Source organism: Phaeobacter sp. CECT 5382 (assembly GCF_001457775.1).
Classification (GTDB): Bacteria; Pseudomonadota; Alphaproteobacteria; order Rhodobacterales; family Rhodobacteraceae; genus Pseudophaeobacter.
Genome location: NZ_CYSG01000012.1, coordinates 62,971 through 84,593, shown reverse-complemented (window position 1 = coordinate 84,593; position 21,623 = coordinate 62,971). Strand labels below are relative to the sequence as shown.

The following is a 21,623-nucleotide window of genomic DNA, read 5'->3' as shown; positions in this document are numbered from 1 at the left end:
CGGGGACTTTGCGAACGACAGTGCGGATTCAATTCCGACTAAAAAACTAAGTTTTCTCATGAAAGCAGGTTTTGCACCTCACGGGACCGTCTTTCAAGCGTTTTTCGCATTTTCTGAAAAGAACCCGCCTCCAGCTGGCGCACACGTTCTTTTGACAGCTGCAACTCACGCCCCAGATCCTCGAGGGTGCGCGGCGGATCTTTTAGTTTGCGTGCCACAACAATGAAGCGTTCGCGCGGGCTAAGCCCCTGCATCGCCTCCACCAGCCATTTGCGTAGTTGCTGCCGGTCGTGATCGCCCTCGACCTGCTCGGCCGCCTGGATACTGTCGTCTTCCAGGGCGTCAATCCATTCACGCCCCTCGGCCTCGCTAGACTGGACGGCATTTAGTGAAAAATCTGCGCCCGAAAGGCGGCCATCCATCATTTCCACATCCCGAAGCGGCACACCAATCTCGCTGGCGATCTGTTGATGCAGCTGGTGTTTGTCCAGCTTGTCCCCTTCAACATCGGCCTGACGTTCCAGTTGCGCCTGCACCCGGCGCATATTGAAAAACAGCGATTTCTGCGACGAGGTCGACCCGGTGCGCACCATGGACCAGTTGCGCATAACATAGTCTTGGATCGAGGCCTTGATCCACCAGACCGCATAGGTGGAAAACCGCACCCCGCGATCCGGGTCGAACTTGTCCGCCGCTTTCATCAATCCCAGTCCCGCCTCCTGGATCAGGTCATTCATCGGCGCGCCATAACGTTTGTATTTTGACGCCATCGAGATCGCCAACCGCATATAGGCATTGATCAGGCGGTGAAGCGCCTGCACGTCCCGTTCGTCGCGCCAGGCATAGGCCAGTGCTCGCTCGGTCTCGGCATCCAGCAGTTCAGCCTTCATCGCCTGTTTCGGCAGTGGGTTTGCAGTGATGTGGTCAAGCGCCATTGTTTCCCCCGGAATCTGTCGTCTTGAAAACGCGGAAAAAGTCGGCAGGCAGTTTTAGGTTTGTTACAAAGCCATCAATAGCGTCACACGCAAAGGCCCATGTGGTCTTGCCGGTCGTCCCGCAATTCCGCAGCGCTGTGCCACGGCACAGTCTCGCCTCTTGCTATGTCAGCCACCGCAGTATCAACACCGATCACTATCGCGGCGTTGTAAGACCTGTGATCAAACGAAAGGCCACCCGCACCTACGGGAGCTGCCTTGTTCTGGCCGCCCAGGATTGCAGAGCCGCCGGTTTGAACAGGTCGCGGTCGCAATGAAGGTCCTGCGCCGCCTTCGCCCTTGTTTTGGGGCGTTCCAGCGGGTACGCAGAATGGCGAAACCGTTCATAACTAAGGCTAAAGAACTTGTCGGCACCTGTCACATTCATTCTGGGCGGCGCAGCCTCGGGCAAGTCCGCATTCGCCGAAGAAATCTGCGTTAACGCAGGGAAATCAAAATCTTACTGGGCGACTTCACAAATACTTGATGAAGAGATGCAAGTTAAGATCGACCGCCATCTGCTGCAGCGGGGGCAGGGCTGGACCACCTATGAAGAACCTCTGGACGCATCCCGCGTTCTGCCGCATCTGACACAGGATAAGATCTGCCTGATGGATTGCGCCACCATGTGGCTGACCAATCACCTGCTGGCCGGCACTGATATCGACGCTGCTCAGGCCGCCCTTGTTCAGGCGATCGACGCCTGCACTGCCGAGCTGGTGATCGTCTCGAACGAGACCGGGTTGGGCATCGTGCCGGAAAATGCATTGGCGCGCCGGTTCCGCGAGGCGCAGGGGCGGCTCAACATCGTGCTGGCCAAACGCGCCGATACCGTGGTCCAGGTCACGGCTGGCCTTCCACTGGTTCTGAAAGGCACGCTATGAGTTCGCGTCTGTTTCTGGTGCGCCATGGCCCGACCCATGCCAAAACCATGGTTGGCTGGTCCGATCTGCCGGCCGATCTCTCTGATACTGCCGCAATCGCCCGCCTCAAAGCACATCTGCCGCCCGAAGCCTTGGTGGTCTCGTCCGATCTGATCCGCGCCGTTGACACCGCCAGCGCCATTCAGGGCGCGCGCCGCCGACTGCCACATCTGCCAGCCCTACGCGAAATCCATTTCGGCGCCTGGGAGCTGCGCAGCTGGAAGGAGATCGACGCCGAAGACCCCACCCGCATCCGTGCCTATTGGGAAACCCCCGGCGAAACCACACCACCCGGTGGCGAAAGCTGGAACCAGGTCTGCGCCCGCGTCAATGATGCCGTGGATCAGCTGCTTGCGACCCATGCAGGCCAGGATCTGGTCATCGTCGGCCATTTCGGCCAGATCCTGACCCAGATCCAACGCGCCGAGGGTCTCAGCGCAGAGGCTGCCTTTTCCCACCGCATCGACAATCTGTCGGTCAGCGAGCTGCACTTTGCCAAAGGGCGCTGGAGCAGCGCAGGTATCAATCACCTACCGTGATGCACCGGCGCACAAATTGTAGATTTTTCCACCTCCGCGCCACTGTTAGCCTGCGATCATGACATATGAACTTTATATTGGTGATCGCATGTATTCCAGTTGGTCGTTGCGCGGCTGGCTCATGCTCGAAAAATTTGCAATCCCGCATCAGACCCGTTTCGTCGGCCTCTATTCTGGCACCATGGCGCAGGACATGGCGCATCTGACCCCGGCACGACTGGTTCCAGCCCTGAAAACGGATCAGGGGCTGGTGGTGGGCGAAAGCCTTGCCATGGCAGAGACCCTGGCAGAGCAGCACCCAACTGCAGGTCTGTGGCCGCGCGCCGAAGCGCTGCGCGCCACCGCCCGCTGGCTGTGCACCGAAATGGTCGCGGGATTTTCCGCCCTGCGCGGTGACTGCCCCATGCAGCTGTCGCATGTCTGGCAGGGCTTTGCCCCTTCTGATGCCGTACTCACGGATCTTGCCCGGATCGAGCAGTTGTTTGCCCACGCCCGAAACCTATCCGGCAGCGAGACTGGCTATCTTTTTGGTGACTATTGCCTAGCGGATGTCTTTTACACGCCGGTGGCGGCCCGGATCATCGGCTACGACCTGCCAGTGCGCCCCGAAACCCGCGCCTATTGCGAGCTGCTAATGTCGGATCCCGCCGTGTTGCGCTGGCAAAAGCAGGCGCGCGAGGTCTCATATGACCCGGAACCCTATGCACTTGATTTGCCGCGCCTGCCCTGGCCGATCGCTCCGCTCTGACAGCCTGCGGGATGGGGGTGGGCCCCCGGCCCGCAGAAATGGCCTGCCTGAAGGCCCTGCGAAAAATCCACATAAAATCAGGCCAGCAAGTAAGATCGTTAACGACTCCGATACCACGATCCCTATGGTTTTCTTCTATTTGAACAGGAGAATAACCTACGATGATCAGCCGCGCCCACACGGTTGCCTTTCAGGGCATAGAGGCGCGCCCGGTTGAGGTGCAATGTTCGATGATCGCAGGCCTTCCGGCCTTTGCCATCGTCGGCCTGCCGGACAAGGCCGTGAGCGAGGCGCGCGAGCGGGTGCGCGCTGCCTTTGCCGCCATGTCCATCGCGCTGCCTGCCAAACGCATCACGGTCAATCTTTCGCCTGCGGATCTGCCCAAAGAAGGCAGTCATTTCGACCTACCCATAGCGCTAGCGCTGCTGGCGGCGATCAACATCATCCCTGTCGAGGCCATCGCCGACACGATCGCCTTGGGCGAGCTGTCGCTGGACGGGCTGCTGATGCCGGTGATCGGCGCCCTGCCCGCCGCCATGTCGGCGGCAGCGCAGAACCGGCAATTGCTCTGCCCCAAAGCCTCCGCCCCGGAGGCAGCTTGGGCGGGGGATGCCTTGGTTACTGGCGCGGCCAGCCTTAGCGACGTTGTGCGCCATTTCACCGGCGAAGCACCACTGGCCTGCGCCCAGCCCGGCGAAGTCAGCCAGACGCAGGGGTTGCGGGATCTGCGCGACATCAAGGGCCAGGAACAGGCCAAACGCGCGCTGGAGATCGCCGCCGCCGGACGGCATCATATTCTGTTGGTTGGCCCACCGGGATCGGGGAAATCCATGTTGGCCGCACGCCTTCCTTCGATCCTGCCAGAGCTGTCGCCTCGCGAGGCACTGGAAACCTCAATGATCCAGTCCCTGTGTGGCTTGATCGAAGACGGTGGCATCAACCGTAGCCGTCCCTTTCGTGAACCCCATCACAGCGCCTCAGTTGCGGCCATCGTCGGCGGTGGGCGGCGGGCCCAGCCCGGTGAGATCAGCCTGGCTCACAACGGTGTGCTGTTTCTGGATGAGTTGCCGGAATTCAACCGCGTGGCGCTGGAGACTCTGCGCCAGCCACTGGAAAGCGGCGAGGTGATGATTGCGCGCGCCAATGCGCATATCCGTTACCCCAGCCGGTTCATGCTGGTGGCCGCGGCCAATCCCTGCAAATGCGGCTATCTGGCCGATGCCGCCCGCGCCTGCGCCCGTGCACCGGCCTGCGGCGAGGACTATCTGGGCCGCATTTCGGGCCCGATGCTGGACCGGTTTGATCTGCGCATCGAAGTGCCGCCCGTAGCGGTTTCGGATCTTGATCTGCCCGGCAGCCAAGAAGGATCGCAAGAGGTCGCGGCCCGTGTGGCGCAGGCGCGTGACATGCAGGCTGCACGCTACCACGACAGCCCCGAGGTCTGGCAAAACGCCGATGCCGAAGGCGAGATCTTGCAGCAGGCCACGCAGCTGGACCCTGACAGCCGCGATCTGTTGCGCCGCGCCGCAGACAGGTTTTCCCTGACCGCCCGCGGCTATCACCGAGTTTTACGCGTGTCGCGCACCATCGCCGATCTGGCGCAGGAAGATCAGGTCCAACGCCCGCATGTGGCAGAGGCGCTCAGCTTTCGTCTGAGCGCATGAGTTTGTGAATCTGTTTTTACAGCAAGTACCCTATGCTGTTCGGGCAGCGGCGCGGGTCTCGATGGCCAGCCAAATTTTTTCGGCGATATTCACACCGTCAAACCGCTCCAGCTCTTGGATACCGGTGGGGGAGGTGACGTTGATTTCAGTCAGGTAGTCGCCAATCACATCGATGCCGACAAAGACCTGACCTTTTTCTTTCAACAACGGACCGATGGCGGCGCAGATCTCCAGATCCCGATCCGTCAGGCCGATCTTTTCGGGCCGCCCCCCCACATGCATGTTCGAGCGGGTCTCGCCTGCGGCAGGTACCCGGTTGATGGCCCCGACAGGTTCGCCATCGACCAGAATTACCCGTTTGTCGCCATTGCTGACATCAGGCAGGAATTTTTGCACAATCAAAGGCTCGCGGCTGAAGCCGGTGAACAGTTCGTGCAACGAGGTCAGGTTGCGGTCATTCGCGTCCAGCCGGAACACCCCCGCACCGCCATTGCCATAGAGCGGCTTCAGAATGATATCGCCGTGGTGCGCCTTGAAGGCTTTGATCGTGTCCAGATCGCGGGCAATCGCAGTGGGTGGCGTCAGGTCCGGGAAGTCCAGCACCAGCAGTTTTTCGGGGTAGTTGCGCACCCAGAAAGGGTCATTCACCACTAGGCAGTCGTCTTTCAGACGGTCCAGCAGATGCGTTGAGGTGATGTAATGCATATCGAATGGCGGGTCTTGACGCAGCCAGACCACGTCAAAATCGGCGAGATCCACTTCGCGCATCTCGCCCAGAACGGCAGGCGTGCCTGCCACCCGCTGCACCGTCATGTCCTGACCACGCGCGGTGATGCGGCCTTCCTGATAGGCCAGCTGGTCGGGGCCATAAAAGAACAGCTCATGACCTCGGGCCTGCGCCTCTTCGGCGAGGCGGAAAGAGCTGTCAGCGTTGATGTCCACGCCCATGATCGGGTCCATCTGGAAGGCGATTTTCATGGCAGTATCCCTTTTGGTTTCGCCATAGATGGCGCAGCGGCGGCGCGGGTTCAATATGTCGCGTGCAATAACCTGTGGCGCAACAGATCTCCGGCGTCATCCCTGACCAAAGGCGTTCTCCAGGATCTCGACCTCACCGGTGCCAAAGACCAGCACCACATCAATGCGCGCCTCGCTTAGCGCACCTGCCAGCGCACCTGCCGGTTCGCGATCAAGATACAAGCCTGCCGAGGCCTGTACCCGTCGCATCTGCGCAGGCGTGATCCGCGCCAGCGCCGCGTCCCGGCTGCGCCCGGATTTCACCTCGACAAAGACCACAACGTCGCCTTCTCGCACGATCAGGTCAACCTCGCCGCCTTCGCCGCGCCAACGTCGCTCCAGAACCTTGGCGCCACGCGCAAGATAGGCGCGTTCGGCCTGCTCTTCGGCCGCCCCGCCCGCCAGATGTGCTCGCAGGCCAGTGATGCTACGTGATTCGGGCATGGCGTAAGGCGTCCTTTCTTGGTGTTTCCTTCTTCAGTCTTCCTTGGCCAATTTCAGGGCCAGCTGATAGACTTTGCGGCGCGGCATCTCATGAGCTTCGGCCACGATGGCCGCCGCGTCCTTGACTGAGTTGTCCTGCAGCGCGGCGCGCAGATCGCTTTCGATATCGCCTTCGCTCACCTCCGGGGCAGAGGCCCGGTCCACCAACACCACGATCTCTCCCTTGACCGGTTTTTCAACCAAACTGGCAGCCAGTTCCTGCAGGGGAGCGCGGCGTACCTCTTCGAATTTCTTGGTCAGCTCGCGGCAGAGTGCTGCGGGGCGATTGCCCAGGATGTCGGCCATGTCGGCCACCGAAGCCGCCACTCGTTTGGGCGATTCGTAAAACGCCAAGGTGCCGGGGATGGCGCGGACCTCTTCCAGCCGTTTGCGGCGCGCGCCACTGGCATTGGGCAAAAATCCCGCAAAAAAGAACGCATCCGTCGGCAGGCCAGCCAGTGCCAGCGCCGTGGTCACTGCTGTCGCCCCCGGTGCCGAGGTCACCAGATGCCCGGCCTCGGCAGCCGCCTTTGACAGCCCGTATCCCGGATCGGCAATCAGCGGCATACCTGCCTCGGAAGCATAAGCAACGCTTTGCCCGGATGCGAGTGCAGCCAGCAATTTGCCCCGCGCAGCCGCCCCGCTATGGTCATGATAGGCAATGACATGACGATCGCGCATGGGAATCCCGTGGATCTCCATCAGGCGGCGCAGGGACCGGGTGTCTTCGGCGGCGATCAGATCCGCCGAGGCCAACACATCCAGAGCCCGCAGCGTGATGTCGCGCGCCGTGCCCAGAGGTGTTGCCACAAAATACAATCCCGGCAACAAATTGACGATCTGATGATTCACGCTGGACCCGCCTTTTTGGTCGTTTATTATCTGCCCCTGAACCAACACGGTGCTGTACGCCGGACAACAGGCCGGACACCATGCCGGACAAGGGGAGTTTCAAGTTCATTATGTTTGCTGTTTTCAAACGGGCCCGCAAGGCAACATTGACAGCCGTTGCGGCGATTTCGACATTTGCATTGGCCGCCTGTGATCCGATCTCTATTGGCGGCGGTCCCACAATCAATACCTCCAAACCTGTTCCGGTGGCGCTGCTGGTGCCGCGCGGATCCTCCCAGTCTGGCGATAGCGTACTGGCGCAAAGCCTGGAAAACGCGGCCCGTCTGGCGATTGCCGATTTGCAGGGCGTACAGATTGACCTGCGCATCTATGATACCGCAGGGGATCCCACCCGCGCCGCCGCTGCCGCCACCGAAGCAGTTGAAGCCGGTGCCCGGATCATTCTCGGGCCGGTCTATGCCGAAGCCGCCAATGCTGCTGGCATTGCAGCCGCACGCAAGGGCGTCAATGTTCTGGCCTTTTCCAACACCACCTCGATTGCCGGGGGCAATGTTTTCATTCTCGGGCCAACCTTTGACAACACGGCCCGTCGCTTGACCAGCTATGCCAAATCACAGGGCAAAACCAAGATCCTGATCGCTGGCGGCACCAATTCCGCCGGGCTTGCTGGCCAGTCCGCGATCCGCAATGCAGCAGCACAGTCGGGCGTGACCATCACTGGCAGCGTCGGCTATGAGCTGTCGCAAAAAGGCGTGATCAACGCCATTCCACAGATCCGCAACGCCACCGGTGCCGATGGCGCCGATGCGCTGTTTCTGACCGCGACCACCGCTGGTGCCCTGCCCCTGTTGACGCAGCTGCTGCCCGAAGCCGGCGTGAAACCCACGGACGTGCAGTATATCGGTCTGACCCGCTGGGATGTGCCTGCACAGACCCTGTCCCTGCCCGGTGTTCAGGGCGGTTGGTTCGCTATGCCCGACCCCGGCAAGGCAAAAACTTTCCGTGATCGCTATGAAGCCGCCTATGGCGGGGCACCACATTCGATTGGTGGTCTTGCCTATGACGGTATCGCCGCGATTGGTGCCCTGGTCGGTGCCGGAAAATCAGACGCTCTAACCGCCGCCGCGCTGACCCAGGGCGCGGGCTTCCAAGGCACCGGTGGTATCTTCCGCCTCCGCCCCGATGGCACCAATGACCGCGGTCTGGCCATTGCAACGATCAAAGAACAGAAGGTGGTCGTCATTGACTCAGCCCCCAGCAGCTTCTCAGGCGCCGGATTCTGATCCGAGCCTGACCGCCCTTCCAGATCAGCCCAAGCTCCAGCAGGGGCTGATCTGCGACGCACAGACCATATTCGACCGCACTGCCATCGAGGCGCAGATCGCTGTCCTGGCACAGGATGTCGATAACAGCACGCTGCGCGGTGAATGCGTGACCCTGCTGCAGGCCGCCAACAAGGCGGGTCGTGCAGCCATTGCCGAGCACTTTGCAAAGGCACCTTTTGCGGCCCGTGCCCTGACCCAATCCTATAGCTATCTGACCGATGGCCTGGTGATGACGGCATTCCACATTGCCACCACCTATCTGCATCCGGTGGCCACGCCGACCTCTGGCGAACGTATCGCCCTGATCGCGGTCGGCGGCTATGGTCGGGGTGAGATGGCGCCTTTCTCAGACGTCGATCTGATGTTCCTGACTCCCTACAAGATAACCGCCTGGGCCGAGAGCGTCATTGAATCGATGCTCTATATCCTGTGGGATCTGCGGCTCAAGGTCGGACACTCCAGCCGCACCATCAAGGATTGCATCCGTCTGGGCGCCGAAGATTTTACTATTCGCACTGCTATGCTGGAGCAGCGTTTTCTGATTGGCGATCACGCTTTGGCACTGGAGCTCGAAGAGCGCCTGCGCAGTGATCTTTTCTCGCGCGATGCGCAGGAATTTGTCGAGGCGAAGCTGGCCGAACGCGATGCCCGACATCTGAAACAGGGCGAACGCTACATGGTGGAGCCCAACGTCAAAGAGGGCAAAGGCGGGCTACGGGATCTGCAATCGCTCTACTGGATCGCCAAATATCTTTATCAGGTGCAAGACGTCGCCGAACTGGTGCCGCTGGGTCTGTTTACCCCAGAAGAATTTGACACCTTTGCCAAGGCTGCGAACTACCTTTGGGCAGTACGGTCGCATCTGCATCTGGTCACCGGACGCCCAACAGAGCAGCTCAACTTTGATCTGCAGGTCGAAGTTGCCAGCCGCATGGGCTACAAAGATCGCGCCGGGCGGCGTGGGGTGGAACTGTTCATGCAGGACTATTTTCGCTATGCGACGACCGTTGGCGATCTTACGCGAATTTTGCTGACAAAACTGGAGGCCAGCCAGCAAAAGGGCGCGCCGCTGCTGGAACGGATCTTTCGCCGCCGCCCCAAAGTTAAACCCGGGTACAAGGTCATTCACAACCGTTTGGACGTGGCGGACCCTGACGATTTCTTGCAGGATAAGCTGAACCTGCTGCGGATTTTTGAGGAAGCCCTCCGCACAGGCATGCTGATCCACCCGGATGCCATGCGTCTTGTGACTGCCAATCTTGATCTGATCGACGACGAGATGCGCGCCAACAAGGAAGCCCGTCGCATTTTTCTGGACCTACTGCTGAAGCACGGCAATCCCGAACGCGCCCTGCGTCGGATGAATGAGCTCGGTGTGCTGTCCGCCTTTATCCCGGAGTTCGGACCCATCGTGGCGATGATGCAGTTCAATATGTATCATTCCTACACCGTAGACGAGCACACCATTCAGGTGATTTCCAACCTAACCGCCATCGAGAAGGGCGAGCTGGAAGACGAACTGCCGCTATCGTCGGAGGTGATCCGCAAGGGGCTTAATCGCAAGGTCCTGCTGGTGGCGATGCTGCTGCATGATATCGGCAAGGGGCGCGAGCAGGATCATTCCATTCTTGGCGCACAGATCGCACGCAGGGTGGCGCCGCGCCTGGGGCTGAACAAGGCCGACAGCGAAACTGTGGAATGGCTGGTGCGCAACCATCTGCTGATGTCGGATATGGCGCAAAAACGCGACATCGCCGACCCGCGTACCGTGCGCGGTTTTGCCAAAGCGGTGCAATCGGTGAAACGGCTGGATCTGCTGCTGGTGCTCACGGTCTGTGACATTCGTGGTGTTGGCCCGGACACCTGGAACAACTGGAAAGCGGCGCTGCTGCGCGCGCTCTATAACCAGACCCGCGAGGCGCTGGACAACGGCATGGAGGCCCTGAACCGCGAACATCGCGGTGCCGCTGCCAAAAAGGCGCTGCGCGCCGCCCTGCCCGACTGGCCCAAAGCAGATCTGAAACGCGAAACTTCTCGTCACTATGATCCCTACTGGCAGGGACTACATGTCACCGCACATGTTGATTTTGCCGAAATGCTGCGAGACCTCGAGGCGCTGAATGACCCCGGCGAAGTGGTGATCCGTCTCTATCCGGACGATGATCGCGACGCCACACGCGCCTGTTTCGTAATGGCAGACCACCCCGGCATCTTTGCCCGTGTTTCGGGCGCACTGGCCCTGGTTGGCGCCAATGTGGTCGATGCCCGCAGCTATACCACCAAGGATGGCTATGTGACCGATGCCTTCTGGATCCAGGACGCCGAGGGCCATCCGTTTGAGGCTTCGCGCCTGCCGCGGCTGACCCAGATGATCCTGAAAACCCTCAAGGGCGAAGTCATCACCCGCGAGGCTCTGGTGTCCCGCGACAAGATCAAGAAGCGCGAAAAGGCCTTCAAGGTGCCGACCCATATCACCTTTGATAACGAAGGCTCTGAGATCTACACCATCATCGAGGTCGACACCCGCGACCGCACCGGGCTGCTCTATGATCTGGCCCGCACTCTGGCCGACGCCAATGTCTATATCGCCAATGCGGTGATTGCGACCTATGGCGAACAGGTGGTGGATACCTTTTACGTCAAGGACATGTTCGGTTTGAAATACCACACGCTGTCAAAGCAAAACGCCCTGGAGCGCAAATTGCGCGAGGCCATCTCTGAAGGTGCCAAACGGGCGCGCTCATGAAACCTGTAAAATTGCTTTCGGGCTTCATGACCGTCGGTTTTTGGACTCTGACCAGCCGCATTCTCGGCTTTGCCCGCGAAATCCTGATCGCGGCCTATATCGGCCCCGGCCCGGTTCTTGATGCCTTTGTTGCCGCCTTCCGGCTGCCCAACATGTTTCGCCGGTTCTTTGCTGAAGGCGCCTTTAATGCGGCCTTCGTGCCGCAGTTTTCCAAACGGTTGGAAAGCGGCGAGGATCCGCAGCGGTTTGCCCAGGAGGCCTTTAACCTGCTGGCCTGCGCCGTGCTGGCTCTGGTTGGCCTTGGCATGGTCTTTATGCCTGCGCTGGTCTGGTTGACCGCCGAAGGCTTTCAGGGCGATGCGCGCTTTGACCTCACCGTGGGATATGGCCATGTGGTCTTTCCCTATATTCTGTTCATGTCGCTGGCGGCCCTGTTTTCCGGTGTGCTGAACGCCACCGGCCGCTTTGCAGCCGCCGCAGCTGCTCCGGTGATGCTCAATATCCTGGCCTGCGGGGCCATGGTTCTTGGGGCCGCTCTGGGTGGCGAGGTGATCACCTGGCTGGTCTGGACCATTCCGGTCGCCGGTGTGGCGCAGCTGGCGCTGGTCTGGGTCGCCACCAGTCGGGCCGGGATTCACCTGCGTCCTGGCCTTCCGCGTATCAACCCAGCAATGCGGCGGCTAATGCGTGTCGCCTTGCCGGCGGCTCTGGCCATGGGGGTCACGCAGGTCAATCTGGTGGTCGGGCAACTGGTTGCCTCGGATATAGAAAACGCGGTCAGCTGGCTGTTCATTGCCGACCGGCTGTATCAGCTGCCGCTCGGTGTTATCGGCGTTGCGGTGGGCATTGTGCTGCTGCCGGATCTCACCCGGCGCTTGCGCGGTGGCGATGACACAGGCGCGCGTGAGGCCCTGTCCCGCGCCGGAGAGTTCTCGCTGGTCTTCACCCTGCCCTCAGCGGTTGCCTTCATGGCGGTACCCCTGCCGTTGATTTCCGTACTCTACGAGCGCGGCGCCACCGGCCCCGAGGACGTCGCCGCCATCGCCCTCGCTGTGGCCATCTATGGTGCGGGCCTGCCTGCGTTCATCCTGCAAAAAGTTCTGCAACCGCTTTACTTTGCCCGCGAAGACACCCGCAGCCCATTTTACTATGCGCTGTTTGCCATGGTGGTGAATGCAGCACTGGCAGTTGGGCTGAAACCTCTGGTCGGCTGGGTGGCCCCGGCCATTGCCGCGTCGGCAGCAGGCTGGGCTATGGTGGCGCTGCTCTGGCTTGGGGCTGGACGCATGGGAGAGGCCGCCCGCTTTGACACCCGCTTCTATCAGCGTTCCCTGCGCGCGCTCATCGCGGCTCTGGTGATGGGGGGTGTTCTGTACCTCGGCGTGCAACAGTTCAGCTGGGTTTTCACCCTGCCAAGCTGGCGCTATCTGGCCCTGTTCGGGCTTGTTCTTGCAGGCGGGGTGATTTTTTTTGGCACTGGCCAGATCCTTGGGGCCTTTTCCCTGTCAGAGCTGAAATCAAGCCTGCGCCGGGGGAAGCCCCCAGCCAACTAGGGCAAATCAGTTGCCCCAAACGCCAAGCGCCGCGCGTCAGCGCGGCGCCATGCCCAACGGGATGTGGCATTTTCAATGCCGCAAGACGGGCGGGAGCCCCCCCTTTCTCTGTTTAGTCGCGCCGGATGTTGCTGCGAATGTGCGCCCAGCCACCCGGCGCCAGAAAAAACGACAACCCAAAGCCGGTGGCAAAACCACACAGATCCGCAACCCAGTCCTTTTGCCCGCCAAACAACAGCCCGAAAATCAGCTGTATGCCCATCAGAAAGGCAATCAGCGAAAAGGCCCGGCTTTGTTGCGCGCCGACCAGCGACAATTGCCGCCACAGGATATAGGTAAAGGCACCGATCAAGCCATAAACGGCGGGAAAGCCACCGATCAGCGGCACCGGCGCATTCAGAAAGACCGCATACCCCAGCGCGCCACCAACAGCGGACAACACAAAGATGAGGACCATGGCCAGATCGCCCATGACCTCTCCGACCATCTTGCCCATGGCCAACACGAAGACGCAGACAAACAGCGCATGGGTAAAGGCCCCATGCACAAAGGCATAAGACAGAAACCGGATCAGATGCTCCACGGGCCATTGCCCGGTCTCGACCATCCACCAGAAGATCTCCGAAGAAAACGCGTAGGACTGAAAAGCCTCCAGCCGCCAGCCAATCGCCTCGGGGCCACCAATGATGCCGCGCATCCCCAACGAGAACGCCGCCTCGACACCCATGATCACCAGCACCAGTGCCACCACTGCCGGCGGCAGGGGGTTGACCGGAGAAAGGTTCGGATCATCACTCATTTCATTTTGCTCCTTGACCTGCTCGCGGGTCTTTTAACGGCCTCGTATCGGTCAGGCACCGGCTTTCGCCCGTTTCTACAACCCGCCCACTGGTGTGGCCCTATTTTGGCTGCCCTGTTGACCCTGCGCTGGCCCATGGGTAAGCGACTAGGGATCATAATTCCAGACGGGAGTTTCGCCCTCATGAGCGATACGACATTTACGCCGCGCGTCTTTTCCGGCATTCAGCCCTCCGGCAACCTGCACCTGGGCAACTACCTTGGTGCATTGAAGCGGTTTGTCGACTGGCAAGCCCGCGATGTCGAGAGCATCTATTGCATGGTCGATCTGCATGCCATCACCGTCTGGCAGAACCCAAAGGACCTGATGCAGTCCACCCGCGAGCTTTGCGCCGGCTTCATCGCCGCCGGGCTCGATCCGGAACAATCCATCCTGATCAACCAAAGCCAGGTGCCGGAACACGCGCAGCTGGCCTGGATCTTCAACTGCGTCGCCCGCATGGGCTGGATGCAGCGCATGACCCAGTTCAAAGACAAGGCCGGCAAAAACGCGCAGAATGCATCGCTCGGCCTGTTTGCTTACCCGGCGCTGATGGCGGCTGACATCTTAGTCTACCACGCAACTCATGTCCCTGTGGGCGAAGACCAGAAGCAGCATCTGGAACTGACCCGCGATATCGCTGCCAAATTCAACCACGACTACGGCGTTGATTTTTTCCCGATCACCGAACCGGTGATTGAAGGGGCTGCCACTCGTGTTATGTCGCTGCGCGATGGCGCCAAGAAGATGTCGAAATCCGACGCATCAGATGCCAGCCGCATCAACATGACCGATGATGCCGAGGCCATCGCCAAAAAGATCCGCAAGGCCAAGACGGACCCTGACGCCCTGCCATCCGAGGCCAAAGGTCTGGACGAGCGCCCAGAGGCGCGCAACCTGGTTAATATCTTTGCCGCCCTCAATGAGCAGACGGTCGATCAGGTTCTGGCCGACGTTGGCGGCAAGCAATTCTCTGAGTTCAAGCCAATGCTGGTGGATCTGGCGGTGGCAAAACTGGCGCCTATCTCTACCGAAATGGCCCGCCTGATGCAGCACCAGGATGAGATCGACAAAATCCTCACCCGCGGCTCCGAGCGCGCCCGCGCCATCACCGCACCGATCCTGCGCCAGACCTACGAGATCGTCGGCATGGTGCCGCCGGTTGAGGTCTGATTCCAGACAGAACCTGTCTATCCGAAATAACAAAGGCCGCCCAAGATAACTTGGGCGGCCTTTATTGTTTTTGTGAGTGGGCTTAGTTTCGAATGAGTGGGCTTGTTTTGGTCTTGTAGGCGTCTGCTACGAGGCGGCGGCGATGTGGCGATCCACCATGCGCTGCACCATTGGGGCAAAATGCCAGTAATCCGGCGTCTCCATGCCCTCGCGTTTCCCTGCCTCATCGAGGTAGCGCACCGCAATGATCTCTTTCAGGTTGGGGTTTTGCTCAAATTCTGCAACTTCACCGGCATTCATTGGTCCGCCCTGTAATTCAAGCGTATGAACCGAAGCCGGGCTGAGCCGTTTGAAATATTCCGGCTTGGTGGCACAAAGATAGCGCTTGGCGGCCACGTGATAGCGGCAGCAATCGGTGATCACGCTGGGAAAAAACTGCTCCAGCACTTCGGCGCCGGCGTCCTCGTGATGTCGATCCTCGGTATCATCCGGATGGTAGGTGCCGAACTCGGACGTGAAATGCCCGATATCATGCAGCAGTGCCCCCACGATGATCTCTTCGGGCTGACCGTTTTGTTCTGCGATGGTAGCGCCTTGCAGCATGTGCTCGCCCATGGTGACCGGCTCGCCCAGGTATTCTTCACCGCCGCGACGTTCAAAGATCGAGCCGAGGAAATCAACGATATTGCTGCTGTCGAGGCTGGCGATGTCTGGCTTGCTCATGGTTTCACCCCTGACTGTGCAGACAGTGCTGCGAATTTGGACCGCAGCCCGTCTTTGTCAGCGTAGCAGCCCTGCAGCCAGCGGGTGCCGGCACCGGAATAGGCCTTGCGAGCATGCAGAACGCGGGTGTTGTCGACGACAAAACTTTCACCCGGCTCCAGCCGGAATGTGACCTCCATCGCCTCATCATCGATGATTTCGCCAAGGCGGCGATAGGCGGCATAGTAGGTGGCCATCTCCGCAAAGGGCACGTCATTGACGGCCGCCAAGGAGCGGTTGTTGAAGCGCACGCCGATCAGTTCTCCATCGGGGGCCAGCTCGATCATCGGGCGACGCGCGCGCAGGCAGGTATCGGCGTCGCCGGCATATTCGAAACGGGCGCAGTATTTCGCCAGCACGTCGAAATACGCAGGGTTTTCTTCGCGCAGGCGCAGGGCGGCGGCAAAACCATCCACCACCATGTTTTCCCCCCCGGCGGCAGAGCTTTCGAGGCAGTAAAGCACCTGGATCGAGGGTACCGGATCACGATAAGGGTTATCGGTATGGGCCTGCAGGCCAAGGCCGGTGAAGGCCAGATTGGTCGGGTTCACCTCGGTGCGGACCTCAAAATGGCGGCCATAGTTGGTCTCGCGTACATAGCCAAACAGATCGACAACCGTAAAGAGCGCGCCATCCTCGGTCGGGCCGTTCTCAATCTTACCGAAGCCGTAGCGGTTGACCTTGCCCAGCCAGTCGCGCAGGGCGGCGCCCCCCTTGGAGAGCTGTTGAAAATCACCCACCGGTACATCCGACATCAAATCGCTGTTCCAGGGGGTGATTTCATCCTGAACCCAGCCGATCTGCGCCGGGGCCGCTTTGTCATAACCATTGGCCACCAGCCAGCTGAGATCAAACTCCACGGTCTTGTCTTCGGGGGCAAAACTCACGCGCAGGGTGTCGCCTGCAATCTCTGCTGCCACCAAGTGGGTGTCGGCGGGAATGTCGCGCAGGGCCAGCAGGCGCTGGCCATTGCCCGGCGCGCGGGTCTCTGGATCCTGGGCATTGTCGCGCAGCCAGATGGCATGAAAACGGCGTGGCTGGCCCTTCAGGTCAAGGGTCAGGAAGTCGCCATTAGGGGAGAGGGATACGGAAGTCATCGCTTGAAAGGTCCTAGCTGATCTATTCACGGGTGACAGTCTCCCCCCTCCCCCCTATAAAATCAAATTAGCAAAATCCCACATGAGCCTCGGTTTTCGTTATGAGTGATTCCAAATTTGATTCGATACCACTAGAATGGGTCCGCGCCTTTGAAACCACCGCGCGGCTGGGCAGTTTTACCGCAGCGGCGCGCGAAACGGGCCTGACCCAGCCCGCCATCAGCCAGCGCATCGGCAATCTGGAGCACCAGCTGGGCACCAAGCTCTTTGTGCGCAAGACCCGCGCCATCCATCTGACCACCGAAGGCGAGGCCTGGCTGCCGCATGTGCAGGCGGCGCTGAATTCTCTGCGCGACAGTTCCGAAGCCTTGTTTGGCGCCGGGCGCAACAAGATCGTGATTTCTGCCTCCTCCTCCATCGTGCAGCACTGGATCACGCCACGCCTAGCCGACTTGCTGGCGGCCAGCGGTGCCGAGATCACCATCAACACCATGGTGCTGTCAGGCGATGCCGCCGAGGAGGATGGCACCGTCAAGATCCGCTATGGCGCTGGTGACTGGCCGGGCCTCTACAAGGCGCCCCTGTTTGAGGAACGCATCGCGCCGATGGTGGCACCCGCTCTGTTGCACACCACCAAGGATTGGCGCGATCTGCCGCGGCTCTCGGTCTCGGGGCCCCGCCCCAGCTGGCGCAACTGGCGCGAATTCACTGGCCAGCCAACCACTTCGCCAACCGCCCTGCGCTATGACACCTTTGCCTCGGCCCTGGCAGCGGCCCGCGCCGGGTTGGGTGTCTTGCTCGGCTCGCTGCCTCTGTGTCAGACGGATCTGGACAGCGGCGTGTTGGCGCGGGTCGGCGAGGCCGTGATGCCCCATCACGAAAGTTACTGGCTATTGGCCTCCAAAGAGCGCATCTCGCGACGGCAATGGGAAGCGCTACGCACATCTTTGACGAGATAGCGCGTCTAAGCGCTCCTAAAGGCACACAACCAGAATGACGACAAATCAGGCCTTTGCCAAAGCCACTATGCGAACTGTGCTGCTTTTAAACATTTTTCAGAAAATCACCGCGTCCGAACCGAGGGGTGGGAAGCAAAGCGCCCGCCCCGTGGGGGCGGTTCGGGCGCTGCCAAAGCTTAGGCTTTGGCAATTGGCGCATGGACCGATTACTGCAGACTTTAATGGGTAGCTATGCGGACGAAGCAGTCGTTGACTTTCATTGATAGTGACCTGCATCTTGCTCTCTCTACGAAGGAGTAAAGCTTGTCCAATCCTGAATTTGAAAATGCCGTGAAAAAGTTTCTTGCTCCCATTCTTTCGTACTTGTCAGATTGTAACCCATCCTGCCGAGTTTATTGGGTTTATCCAAATGAACCTGAGGAGAACCACGACTTTTCACTGCCCTTGCAAGAGGTTGAGCATTATACACGCTCTTTCATGTTTGAAGGTTTCTACGCCGCTATTCGTGCCATATCGAATGGAGAGAAAGAGCAACTTCAAATCGTTTTTTGGGAAGAGTGGGACTGCAGTTTCAAGCGGGCGTATTGGCCCGGTCTGAACGCCAAAGTAATGAACGATTGGGTTTGGCAAGGTTTTTCATCGGCAACATGATTGGCAACAAAGGGCTCAAAGCAGACATTGTTCTACAGCCCCCGCACCCCGTTCAGGGTCAGGTTTGCGACCAGCTCGGCGTAGTCCTCGCGCGCCTTGGGGCCTGCGCCGGAATTCCACATGTAGTACCAGTTCAACATGCCAAAGACCGACATGGTGGCGGAACGCAGTTTCTCGGCGTCATCTTCAAACACCTCGGGGGCCACCGCCTGTAGGGTGTCGCTCAGAAACTGTACCATCTCGCGCTGGTAGGCGCGCAGCAGCTTTTGCTGCTCTTCCGGCAAAGCCCCCATGGCGCCGGACTGGACTTTGTGCTCATAGTCAGCCCCCTGATAGGCCAGCAGCACCTCTGCCACGACGCGGCGCAGGCGATCATCGGGGGAGACCCCGTTCAGATCGACACTGCAAACCCGATCGCGCAGATCGCATAGATAGGTATCAAGGAGGCCGAAAAGCACGGCCTCCTTGCTGTCATAGTAGTGATAGATATTGGCCTTGGAGATCCCGCATTCGCGCGCCAGCTGGGTCATCGACGCGCGGTCATAGCCGGCCTCGGCAAAGACCTTGGCCGCAGATTTCAAAATCTGGCTGCGCTTGGCGTCGTGATCTTTTGCAATGGTGCGGGCCATAGGCTCAACTCTCTTCCGGGTCAGTCTTTATCGCGGTTGTCGACGACGCGCTTGGCCTTGCCCTGGCTGCGCTCGACCTCGCCGGGGTCGCCTACGATGATCTCCGTCGACACGCCAACCATATCCTTGATCCGCTTGGTCAACATCCGCGCGGATGCGGTCTTGGACATCTCATCAGTGGCATCCGGGTTAGCCTCTACATAGACCCGCATCGCATCCATGCGGCCCGATTTGTACAGCTCGATCTGATAGTGCGGCGCCAGACCACCGGTGGCCATCAGCTGCTCTTCGATCTGGCTAGGGAAGACATTGACCCCGCGCAGAATGATCATGTCATCCGAGCGACCCGTGATCTTTTCCATCCGTCGCATCGTGCGTGCGGTGCCGGGCAGCAGGCGCGTCAAATCGCGGGTGCGATAGCGCACCATCGGCAGGCCCTCTTTGGTGAGGGTGGTAAAGACCAGCTCGCCCATTTCGCCATCTGGCAGCACTTCACCGGTCACAGGATCAATGATTTCCGGCAGGAAGTGATCTTCCCAAATGACGGGGCCATCCTTGGTTTCAACACATTCGCTGGCCACACCCGGACCCATGATTTCCGACAGGCCATAAATATCAACGGCATGCATATCAAAGGCGGCTTCCACCTCGCGGCGCATGGCATCGGTCCAGGGCTCAGCGCCAAAGACACCAACCTGCAGCGAGCATTCACGCGGATCCATGCCGACCTTGTGAAACTGCTCAAGGATATTGAGCATATAGGAGGGCGTCACCATGATGCCATCTGGCTGGAAATCAGTGATCAGGCCAACCTGCTTTTCGGTCTGGCCGCCGGACATCGGCACCACAGTCGCACCAAGGCGTTCAATGCCGTAATGCGCGCCCAGGCCGCCTGTGAACAGCCCATAGCCATAGGCGTTATGCACCATATTGCCTTTGCGCAGACCCGCAGCCCGCAAGCTCCGCGCCACCAGATCAGCCCAGTTGGAGATGTCATTGGCGGTATAGCCCACCACGGTCGGCTTGCCTGTGGTACCAGAGGAGGCGTGCAGCCGGATGATTTCTTCGCGTGGCACCGCAAAAAGCCCAAAGGGGTAGTTGTCGCGCAGATCGTTCTTATAGGTGAACGGGAATTTGCTCAGATCTGACAGCTGCTGCAAATCATCCGGGTGCACACCAGCCGCATCAAAGCGTTCTTTATACATAGGTACATTGTCATAGGCATGACGCAGCGACCATTTCAGCCGCTCGAGCTGAACCGCGCGGATTTCATCAATCGAGGCAATCTCGATCGCATCGAGGTCGGCCTTATTCGGGGTCAGATCTTTCATGGCGTTCTCCTCACTTATTCTTCAAACAACTGGCCCCTGATCGCGCGGGAAAGCCCACGAAAGGCTGCGATCATCTGGCCGTCTTGGTTTTGGACTGTCACATCGTAGATACCGCTGCGCCCGGTCAATGAGACCTCTGTAGCGCGGGCAATCAGCCGCTCGCCCAGCTTGCCGGGGGCGGTAAAGGTGATGCTGTTGCTCTGCGCCACCGTGGATTGGTTGCGGCTGTTGCAGGCAAAGGCAAAGGCGCTGTCGGCCAGCATAAAAGTCACGCCGCCATGGCAGATGCCATGGCCGTTGCAGTGATGCGGCTCGACCGTCAGCTCCAGCGTGGCGCTGCCTTCGTCAATCGCGGTGATCTCCATCCCGGCCCATTTCGAGGCATTATCGCTGGCCCACATGGCTGCGGCGGATTTCTCTGCGCGTTGTTTTGGTGTCATGCTCATTTGCCCAGTCTCATTTACCTTGGAACTTTGGCGCGCGTTTCTCCAGGAAGGAGGCAACCCCTTCGGCATAATCAGCGCTTTCGCCGCAGGTCTTCATCGCGTCGGCCTCTTGTTCCAGATGATCATGCAACGTGGCGACAGCTGCGTCCTGAATGCAGTGTTTGCTCAGCCCCAGACCCAGCGTTGGACCATTGCCCAGCTGCTCTGCCATTGCGCGGGCGGTCTCCATCAGGTCGGCATCCGGCACGGCTTTCCAGATCAAACCCCAGTCTTCGGCCTGTTTGGCAAGCAGCGGCTGTGCGGTAAAGGCCAGGCCTTTGGCGCGGGCTTCGCCCAAGAGGCGCGGCAAATGCCAGCTGCCACCGGTGTCGGGGATCAGGCCAACCTTTGAGAAAGACTGGATAAATTTGGCGCTCTCGGCGGCAAAAACCATATCACAGGCCAGCGCGATATTGGCGCCTGCCCCGGCGGCCACGCCATTGACGGCGCAGATCACTGGAAACTCCAACGAGCGGATCAGATTGACCAGGGGTGCATAGAAGGTCCGCACGGTATTGCCGAGATCGGGTGGACCGTCCATTTTGCTGGGGTCGCGGTCGCCCAGATCCTGCCCCGCACAAAAGCCCCGGCCCGCACCTGTCAACAGGATCGCCCGAGCACCACCATCGCGGGCAGCTTCGATAGCGCTGCGCAGGGCATAGTGCATTTCATCATTAAAGCTGTTGAGCCGATCCGGCCGGTTCAGGGTGATCTCTACCCAAGTGCTGTGATCCGCGACCAGAATTGAATCGGACATCTTTCTCTCCCTCGTGCAGTCCCGTCTGGCAGCCCGCCTGCCTGAAACTACCAGTCAGAAACAAGCGGCCTGCAAAACTTCCCTGCAAAACTCCGTTGACAAATTTCTTGCATAAAC

Annotated in this window: 21 protein-coding genes; 10 read left to right on the top strand and 11 right to left on the bottom strand. The window is 59.8% G+C overall.

Going from position 1 to position 21,623, the window contains the following annotated elements; translation table 11 throughout:
* Nucleotides 1-56: 56 nt before the first annotated feature.
* Nucleotides 57-935: an RNA polymerase factor sigma-32 gene (locus PH5382_RS13575; protein WP_058334934.1), complete on the bottom strand. Its 879-nt coding sequence runs from the start codon at nt 933-935 to the stop codon at nt 57-59.
* Nucleotides 936-1,339: 404 nt separating this feature from the next.
* Between PH5382_RS13575 and cobU the strand changes: the two genes are divergently transcribed.
* The 4 genes from cobU to PH5382_RS13555 all read left to right on the top strand — a co-directional run bounded on the left by cobU (nt 1,340) and on the right by PH5382_RS13555 (nt 4,848).
* Nucleotides 1,340-1,858 (top strand): bifunctional adenosylcobinamide kinase/adenosylcobinamide-phosphate guanylyltransferase, encoded by a 519-nt coding sequence (cobU, locus tag PH5382_RS13570; RefSeq protein ID WP_058334933.1) that lies wholly within the window; start codon nt 1,340-1,342, stop codon nt 1,856-1,858.
* A complete protein-coding gene (locus PH5382_RS13565) occupies nt 1,855-2,436 on the top strand; it encodes a histidine phosphatase family protein (RefSeq protein ID WP_058334932.1) in 582 nt (193 codons plus the stop codon). Before cobU ends, PH5382_RS13565 begins: the two co-directional genes overlap by 4 nt.
* Before the next feature lie 58 nt (nt 2,437-2,494).
* Nucleotides 2,495-3,184, top strand: a complete 690-nt coding sequence (locus PH5382_RS13560; RefSeq protein WP_058334931.1) for a glutathione S-transferase — start codon at nt 2,495-2,497, stop codon at nt 3,182-3,184.
* 161 nt (nt 3,185-3,345) lie between these two features.
* Nucleotides 3,346-4,848: a YifB family Mg chelatase-like AAA ATPase gene (locus PH5382_RS13555; protein WP_058334930.1), complete on the top strand. Its 1,503-nt coding sequence runs from the start codon at nt 3,346-3,348 to the stop codon at nt 4,846-4,848.
* Between the two features lie 30 nt (nt 4,849-4,878).
* Here the strand turns inward: PH5382_RS13555 and gshB are convergent, their stop codons facing one another.
* The 3 genes from gshB to rsmI all read right to left on the bottom strand — a co-directional run bounded on the left by gshB (nt 4,879) and on the right by rsmI (nt 7,200).
* Nucleotides 4,879-5,826, bottom strand: a complete 948-nt coding sequence (gene gshB / locus PH5382_RS13550) for a glutathione synthase (protein ID WP_058334975.1) — start codon at nt 5,824-5,826, stop codon at nt 4,879-4,881.
* 96 nt (nt 5,827-5,922) lie between these two features.
* A complete protein-coding gene (locus tag PH5382_RS13545) occupies nt 5,923-6,309 on the bottom strand; it encodes a YraN family protein (protein WP_058334929.1) in 387 nt (128 codons plus the stop codon).
* A 33-nt stretch (nt 6,310-6,342) separates the two neighbouring features.
* Nucleotides 6,343-7,200 carry a 16S rRNA (cytidine(1402)-2'-O)-methyltransferase gene (rsmI, locus tag PH5382_RS13540; RefSeq protein WP_058334928.1) on the bottom strand — a complete coding sequence of 286 codons (858 nt, stop codon included), beginning with the start codon at nt 7,198-7,200 and terminating at the stop codon, nt 6,343-6,345.
* Between the two features lie 110 nt (nt 7,201-7,310).
* On the opposite strand from rsmI, the gene PH5382_RS13535 reads away from it, so the two are divergent.
* The 3 genes from PH5382_RS13535 to murJ are packed head-to-tail and all read left to right on the top strand — an operon-like array spanning nt 7,311 to nt 12,824.
* Nucleotides 7,311-8,483, top strand: coding sequence for a penicillin-binding protein activator (locus tag PH5382_RS13535; protein ID WP_058334927.1), 1,173 nt, complete (start codon nt 7,311-7,313; stop codon nt 8,481-8,483).
* A complete protein-coding gene (locus PH5382_RS13530; RefSeq protein ID WP_058334926.1) occupies nt 8,443-11,271 on the top strand; it encodes a [protein-PII] uridylyltransferase in 2,829 nt (942 codons plus the stop codon). The genes PH5382_RS13535 and PH5382_RS13530 overlap by 41 nt, the downstream gene beginning before the upstream one ends.
* The gene (murJ, locus tag PH5382_RS13525) at nt 11,268-12,824 is read left to right on the top strand and encodes a murein biosynthesis integral membrane protein MurJ (protein WP_058334925.1); all 1,557 of its coding nucleotides are present in this window, start codon (nt 11,268-11,270) and stop codon (nt 12,822-12,824) included. Before PH5382_RS13530 ends, murJ begins: the two co-directional genes overlap by 4 nt.
* A gap of 112 nt (nt 12,825-12,936) precedes the next feature.
* Here murJ and PH5382_RS13520 read toward each other — a convergent pair whose 3' ends face one another.
* Nucleotides 12,937-13,623 carry a rhomboid family intramembrane serine protease gene (locus PH5382_RS13520; protein WP_058334924.1) on the bottom strand — a complete coding sequence of 229 codons (687 nt, stop codon included), beginning with the start codon at nt 13,621-13,623 and terminating at the stop codon, nt 12,937-12,939.
* Nucleotides 13,624-13,806: 183 nt separating this feature from the next.
* Between PH5382_RS13520 and trpS the strand changes: the two genes are divergently transcribed.
* Nucleotides 13,807-14,835 (top strand): tryptophan--tRNA ligase, encoded by a 1,029-nt coding sequence (gene trpS / locus PH5382_RS13515; protein ID WP_058334923.1) that lies wholly within the window; start codon nt 13,807-13,809, stop codon nt 14,833-14,835.
* A 126-nt stretch (nt 14,836-14,961) separates the two neighbouring features.
* Here the strand turns inward: trpS and PH5382_RS13510 are convergent, their stop codons facing one another.
* Nucleotides 14,962-15,558 (bottom strand): (R)-1-hydroxy-2-trimethylaminoethylphosphonate oxygenase, encoded by a 597-nt coding sequence (locus PH5382_RS13510; RefSeq protein WP_058334922.1) that lies wholly within the window; start codon nt 15,556-15,558, stop codon nt 14,962-14,964.
* Complete coding sequence (locus tag PH5382_RS13505) at nt 15,555-16,694, bottom strand: 2-trimethylaminoethylphosphonate dioxygenase (protein WP_058334921.1); 1,140 nt, start codon at nt 16,692-16,694, stop codon at nt 15,555-15,557. The genes PH5382_RS13510 and PH5382_RS13505 overlap by 4 nt, the downstream gene beginning before the upstream one ends.
* 101 nt (nt 16,695-16,795) lie before the next feature.
* On the opposite strand from PH5382_RS13505, the gene PH5382_RS13500 reads away from it, so the two are divergent.
* Together PH5382_RS13500 and PH5382_RS19770 are read left to right on the top strand one after the other, a co-directional pair.
* Complete coding sequence (locus PH5382_RS13500) at nt 16,796-17,653, top strand: LysR family transcriptional regulator (RefSeq protein WP_058334920.1); 858 nt, start codon at nt 16,796-16,798, stop codon at nt 17,651-17,653.
* A gap of 303 nt (nt 17,654-17,956) precedes the next feature.
* Complete coding sequence (locus tag PH5382_RS19770; RefSeq protein ID WP_156414914.1) at nt 17,957-18,304, top strand: hypothetical protein; 348 nt, start codon at nt 17,957-17,959, stop codon at nt 18,302-18,304.
* A 32-nt stretch (nt 18,305-18,336) separates the two neighbouring features.
* Here PH5382_RS19770 and PH5382_RS13485 read toward each other — a convergent pair whose 3' ends face one another.
* Genes PH5382_RS13485 through paaG form a run of 4 tightly spaced genes read right to left on the bottom strand, consistent with a single transcriptional unit; the run spans nt 18,337 to nt 21,506 of the window.
* Nucleotides 18,337-18,933 carry a TetR/AcrR family transcriptional regulator gene (locus tag PH5382_RS13485; RefSeq protein WP_058334917.1) on the bottom strand — a complete coding sequence of 199 codons (597 nt, stop codon included), beginning with the start codon at nt 18,931-18,933 and terminating at the stop codon, nt 18,337-18,339.
* Nucleotides 18,934-18,953: 20 nt separating this feature from the next.
* On the bottom strand, nt 18,954-20,264 hold the full coding sequence (gene paaK / locus PH5382_RS13480; RefSeq protein WP_058334916.1) for a phenylacetate--CoA ligase PaaK: 1,311 nt from the start codon (nt 20,262-20,264) through the stop codon (nt 18,954-18,956).
* A gap of 14 nt (nt 20,265-20,278) precedes the next feature.
* Nucleotides 20,279-20,704: a hydroxyphenylacetyl-CoA thioesterase PaaI gene (paaI, locus tag PH5382_RS13475; protein WP_058334974.1), complete on the bottom strand. Its 426-nt coding sequence runs from the start codon at nt 20,702-20,704 to the stop codon at nt 20,279-20,281.
* 16 nt (nt 20,705-20,720) lie between these two features.
* Nucleotides 20,721-21,506 (bottom strand): 2-(1,2-epoxy-1,2-dihydrophenyl)acetyl-CoA isomerase PaaG, encoded by a 786-nt coding sequence (gene paaG / locus PH5382_RS13470; RefSeq protein WP_058334915.1) that lies wholly within the window; start codon nt 21,504-21,506, stop codon nt 20,721-20,723.
* Between the last annotated feature and the right edge of the window lie 117 nt (nt 21,507-21,623).

Bases quoted from the DNA above. Each gene is read 5' to 3' on its own strand.
- PH5382_RS13575 (WP_058334934.1), bottom strand. From the start codon at position 935: ATGGCGCTTGACCACATCACTGCAAACCCACTGCCGAAACAGGCGATG.
- PH5382_RS13565 (WP_058334932.1), top strand. From the start codon at position 1,855: ATGAGTTCGCGTCTGTTTCTGGTGCGCCATGGCCCGACCCATGCCAAA.
- PH5382_RS13560 (WP_058334931.1), top strand. From the start codon at position 2,495: ATGACATATGAACTTTATATTGGTGATCGCATGTATTCCAGTTGGTCG.
- PH5382_RS13555 (WP_058334930.1), top strand. From the start codon at position 3,346: ATGATCAGCCGCGCCCACACGGTTGCCTTTCAGGGCATAGAGGCGCGC.
- gshB (WP_058334975.1), bottom strand. From the start codon at position 5,826: ATGAAAATCGCCTTCCAGATGGACCCGATCATGGGCGTGGACATCAAC.
- PH5382_RS13545 (WP_058334929.1), bottom strand. From the start codon at position 6,309: ATGCCCGAATCACGTAGCATCACTGGCCTGCGAGCACATCTGGCGGGC.
- PH5382_RS13535 (WP_058334927.1), top strand. From the start codon at position 7,311: ATGTTTGCTGTTTTCAAACGGGCCCGCAAGGCAACATTGACAGCCGTT.
- murJ (WP_058334925.1), top strand. From the start codon at position 11,268: ATGAAACCTGTAAAATTGCTTTCGGGCTTCATGACCGTCGGTTTTTGG.
- PH5382_RS13520 (WP_058334924.1), bottom strand. From the start codon at position 13,623: ATGAGTGATGATCCGAACCTTTCTCCGGTCAACCCCCTGCCGCCGGCA.
- trpS (WP_058334923.1), top strand. From the start codon at position 13,807: ATGAGCGATACGACATTTACGCCGCGCGTCTTTTCCGGCATTCAGCCC.
- PH5382_RS13510 (WP_058334922.1), bottom strand. From the start codon at position 15,558: ATGAGCAAGCCAGACATCGCCAGCCTCGACAGCAGCAATATCGTTGAT.
- PH5382_RS13505 (WP_058334921.1), bottom strand. From the start codon at position 16,694: ATGACTTCCGTATCCCTCTCCCCTAATGGCGACTTCCTGACCCTTGAC.
- PH5382_RS13500 (WP_058334920.1), top strand. From the start codon at position 16,796: ATGAGTGATTCCAAATTTGATTCGATACCACTAGAATGGGTCCGCGCC.
- PH5382_RS13485 (WP_058334917.1), bottom strand. From the start codon at position 18,933: ATGGCCCGCACCATTGCAAAAGATCACGACGCCAAGCGCAGCCAGATT.
- paaK (WP_058334916.1), bottom strand. From the start codon at position 20,264: ATGAAAGATCTGACCCCGAATAAGGCCGACCTCGATGCGATCGAGATT.
- paaI (WP_058334974.1), bottom strand. From the start codon at position 20,704: ATGACACCAAAACAACGCGCAGAGAAATCCGCCGCAGCCATGTGGGCC.
- paaG (WP_058334915.1), bottom strand. From the start codon at position 21,506: ATGTCCGATTCAATTCTGGTCGCGGATCACAGCACTTGGGTAGAGATC.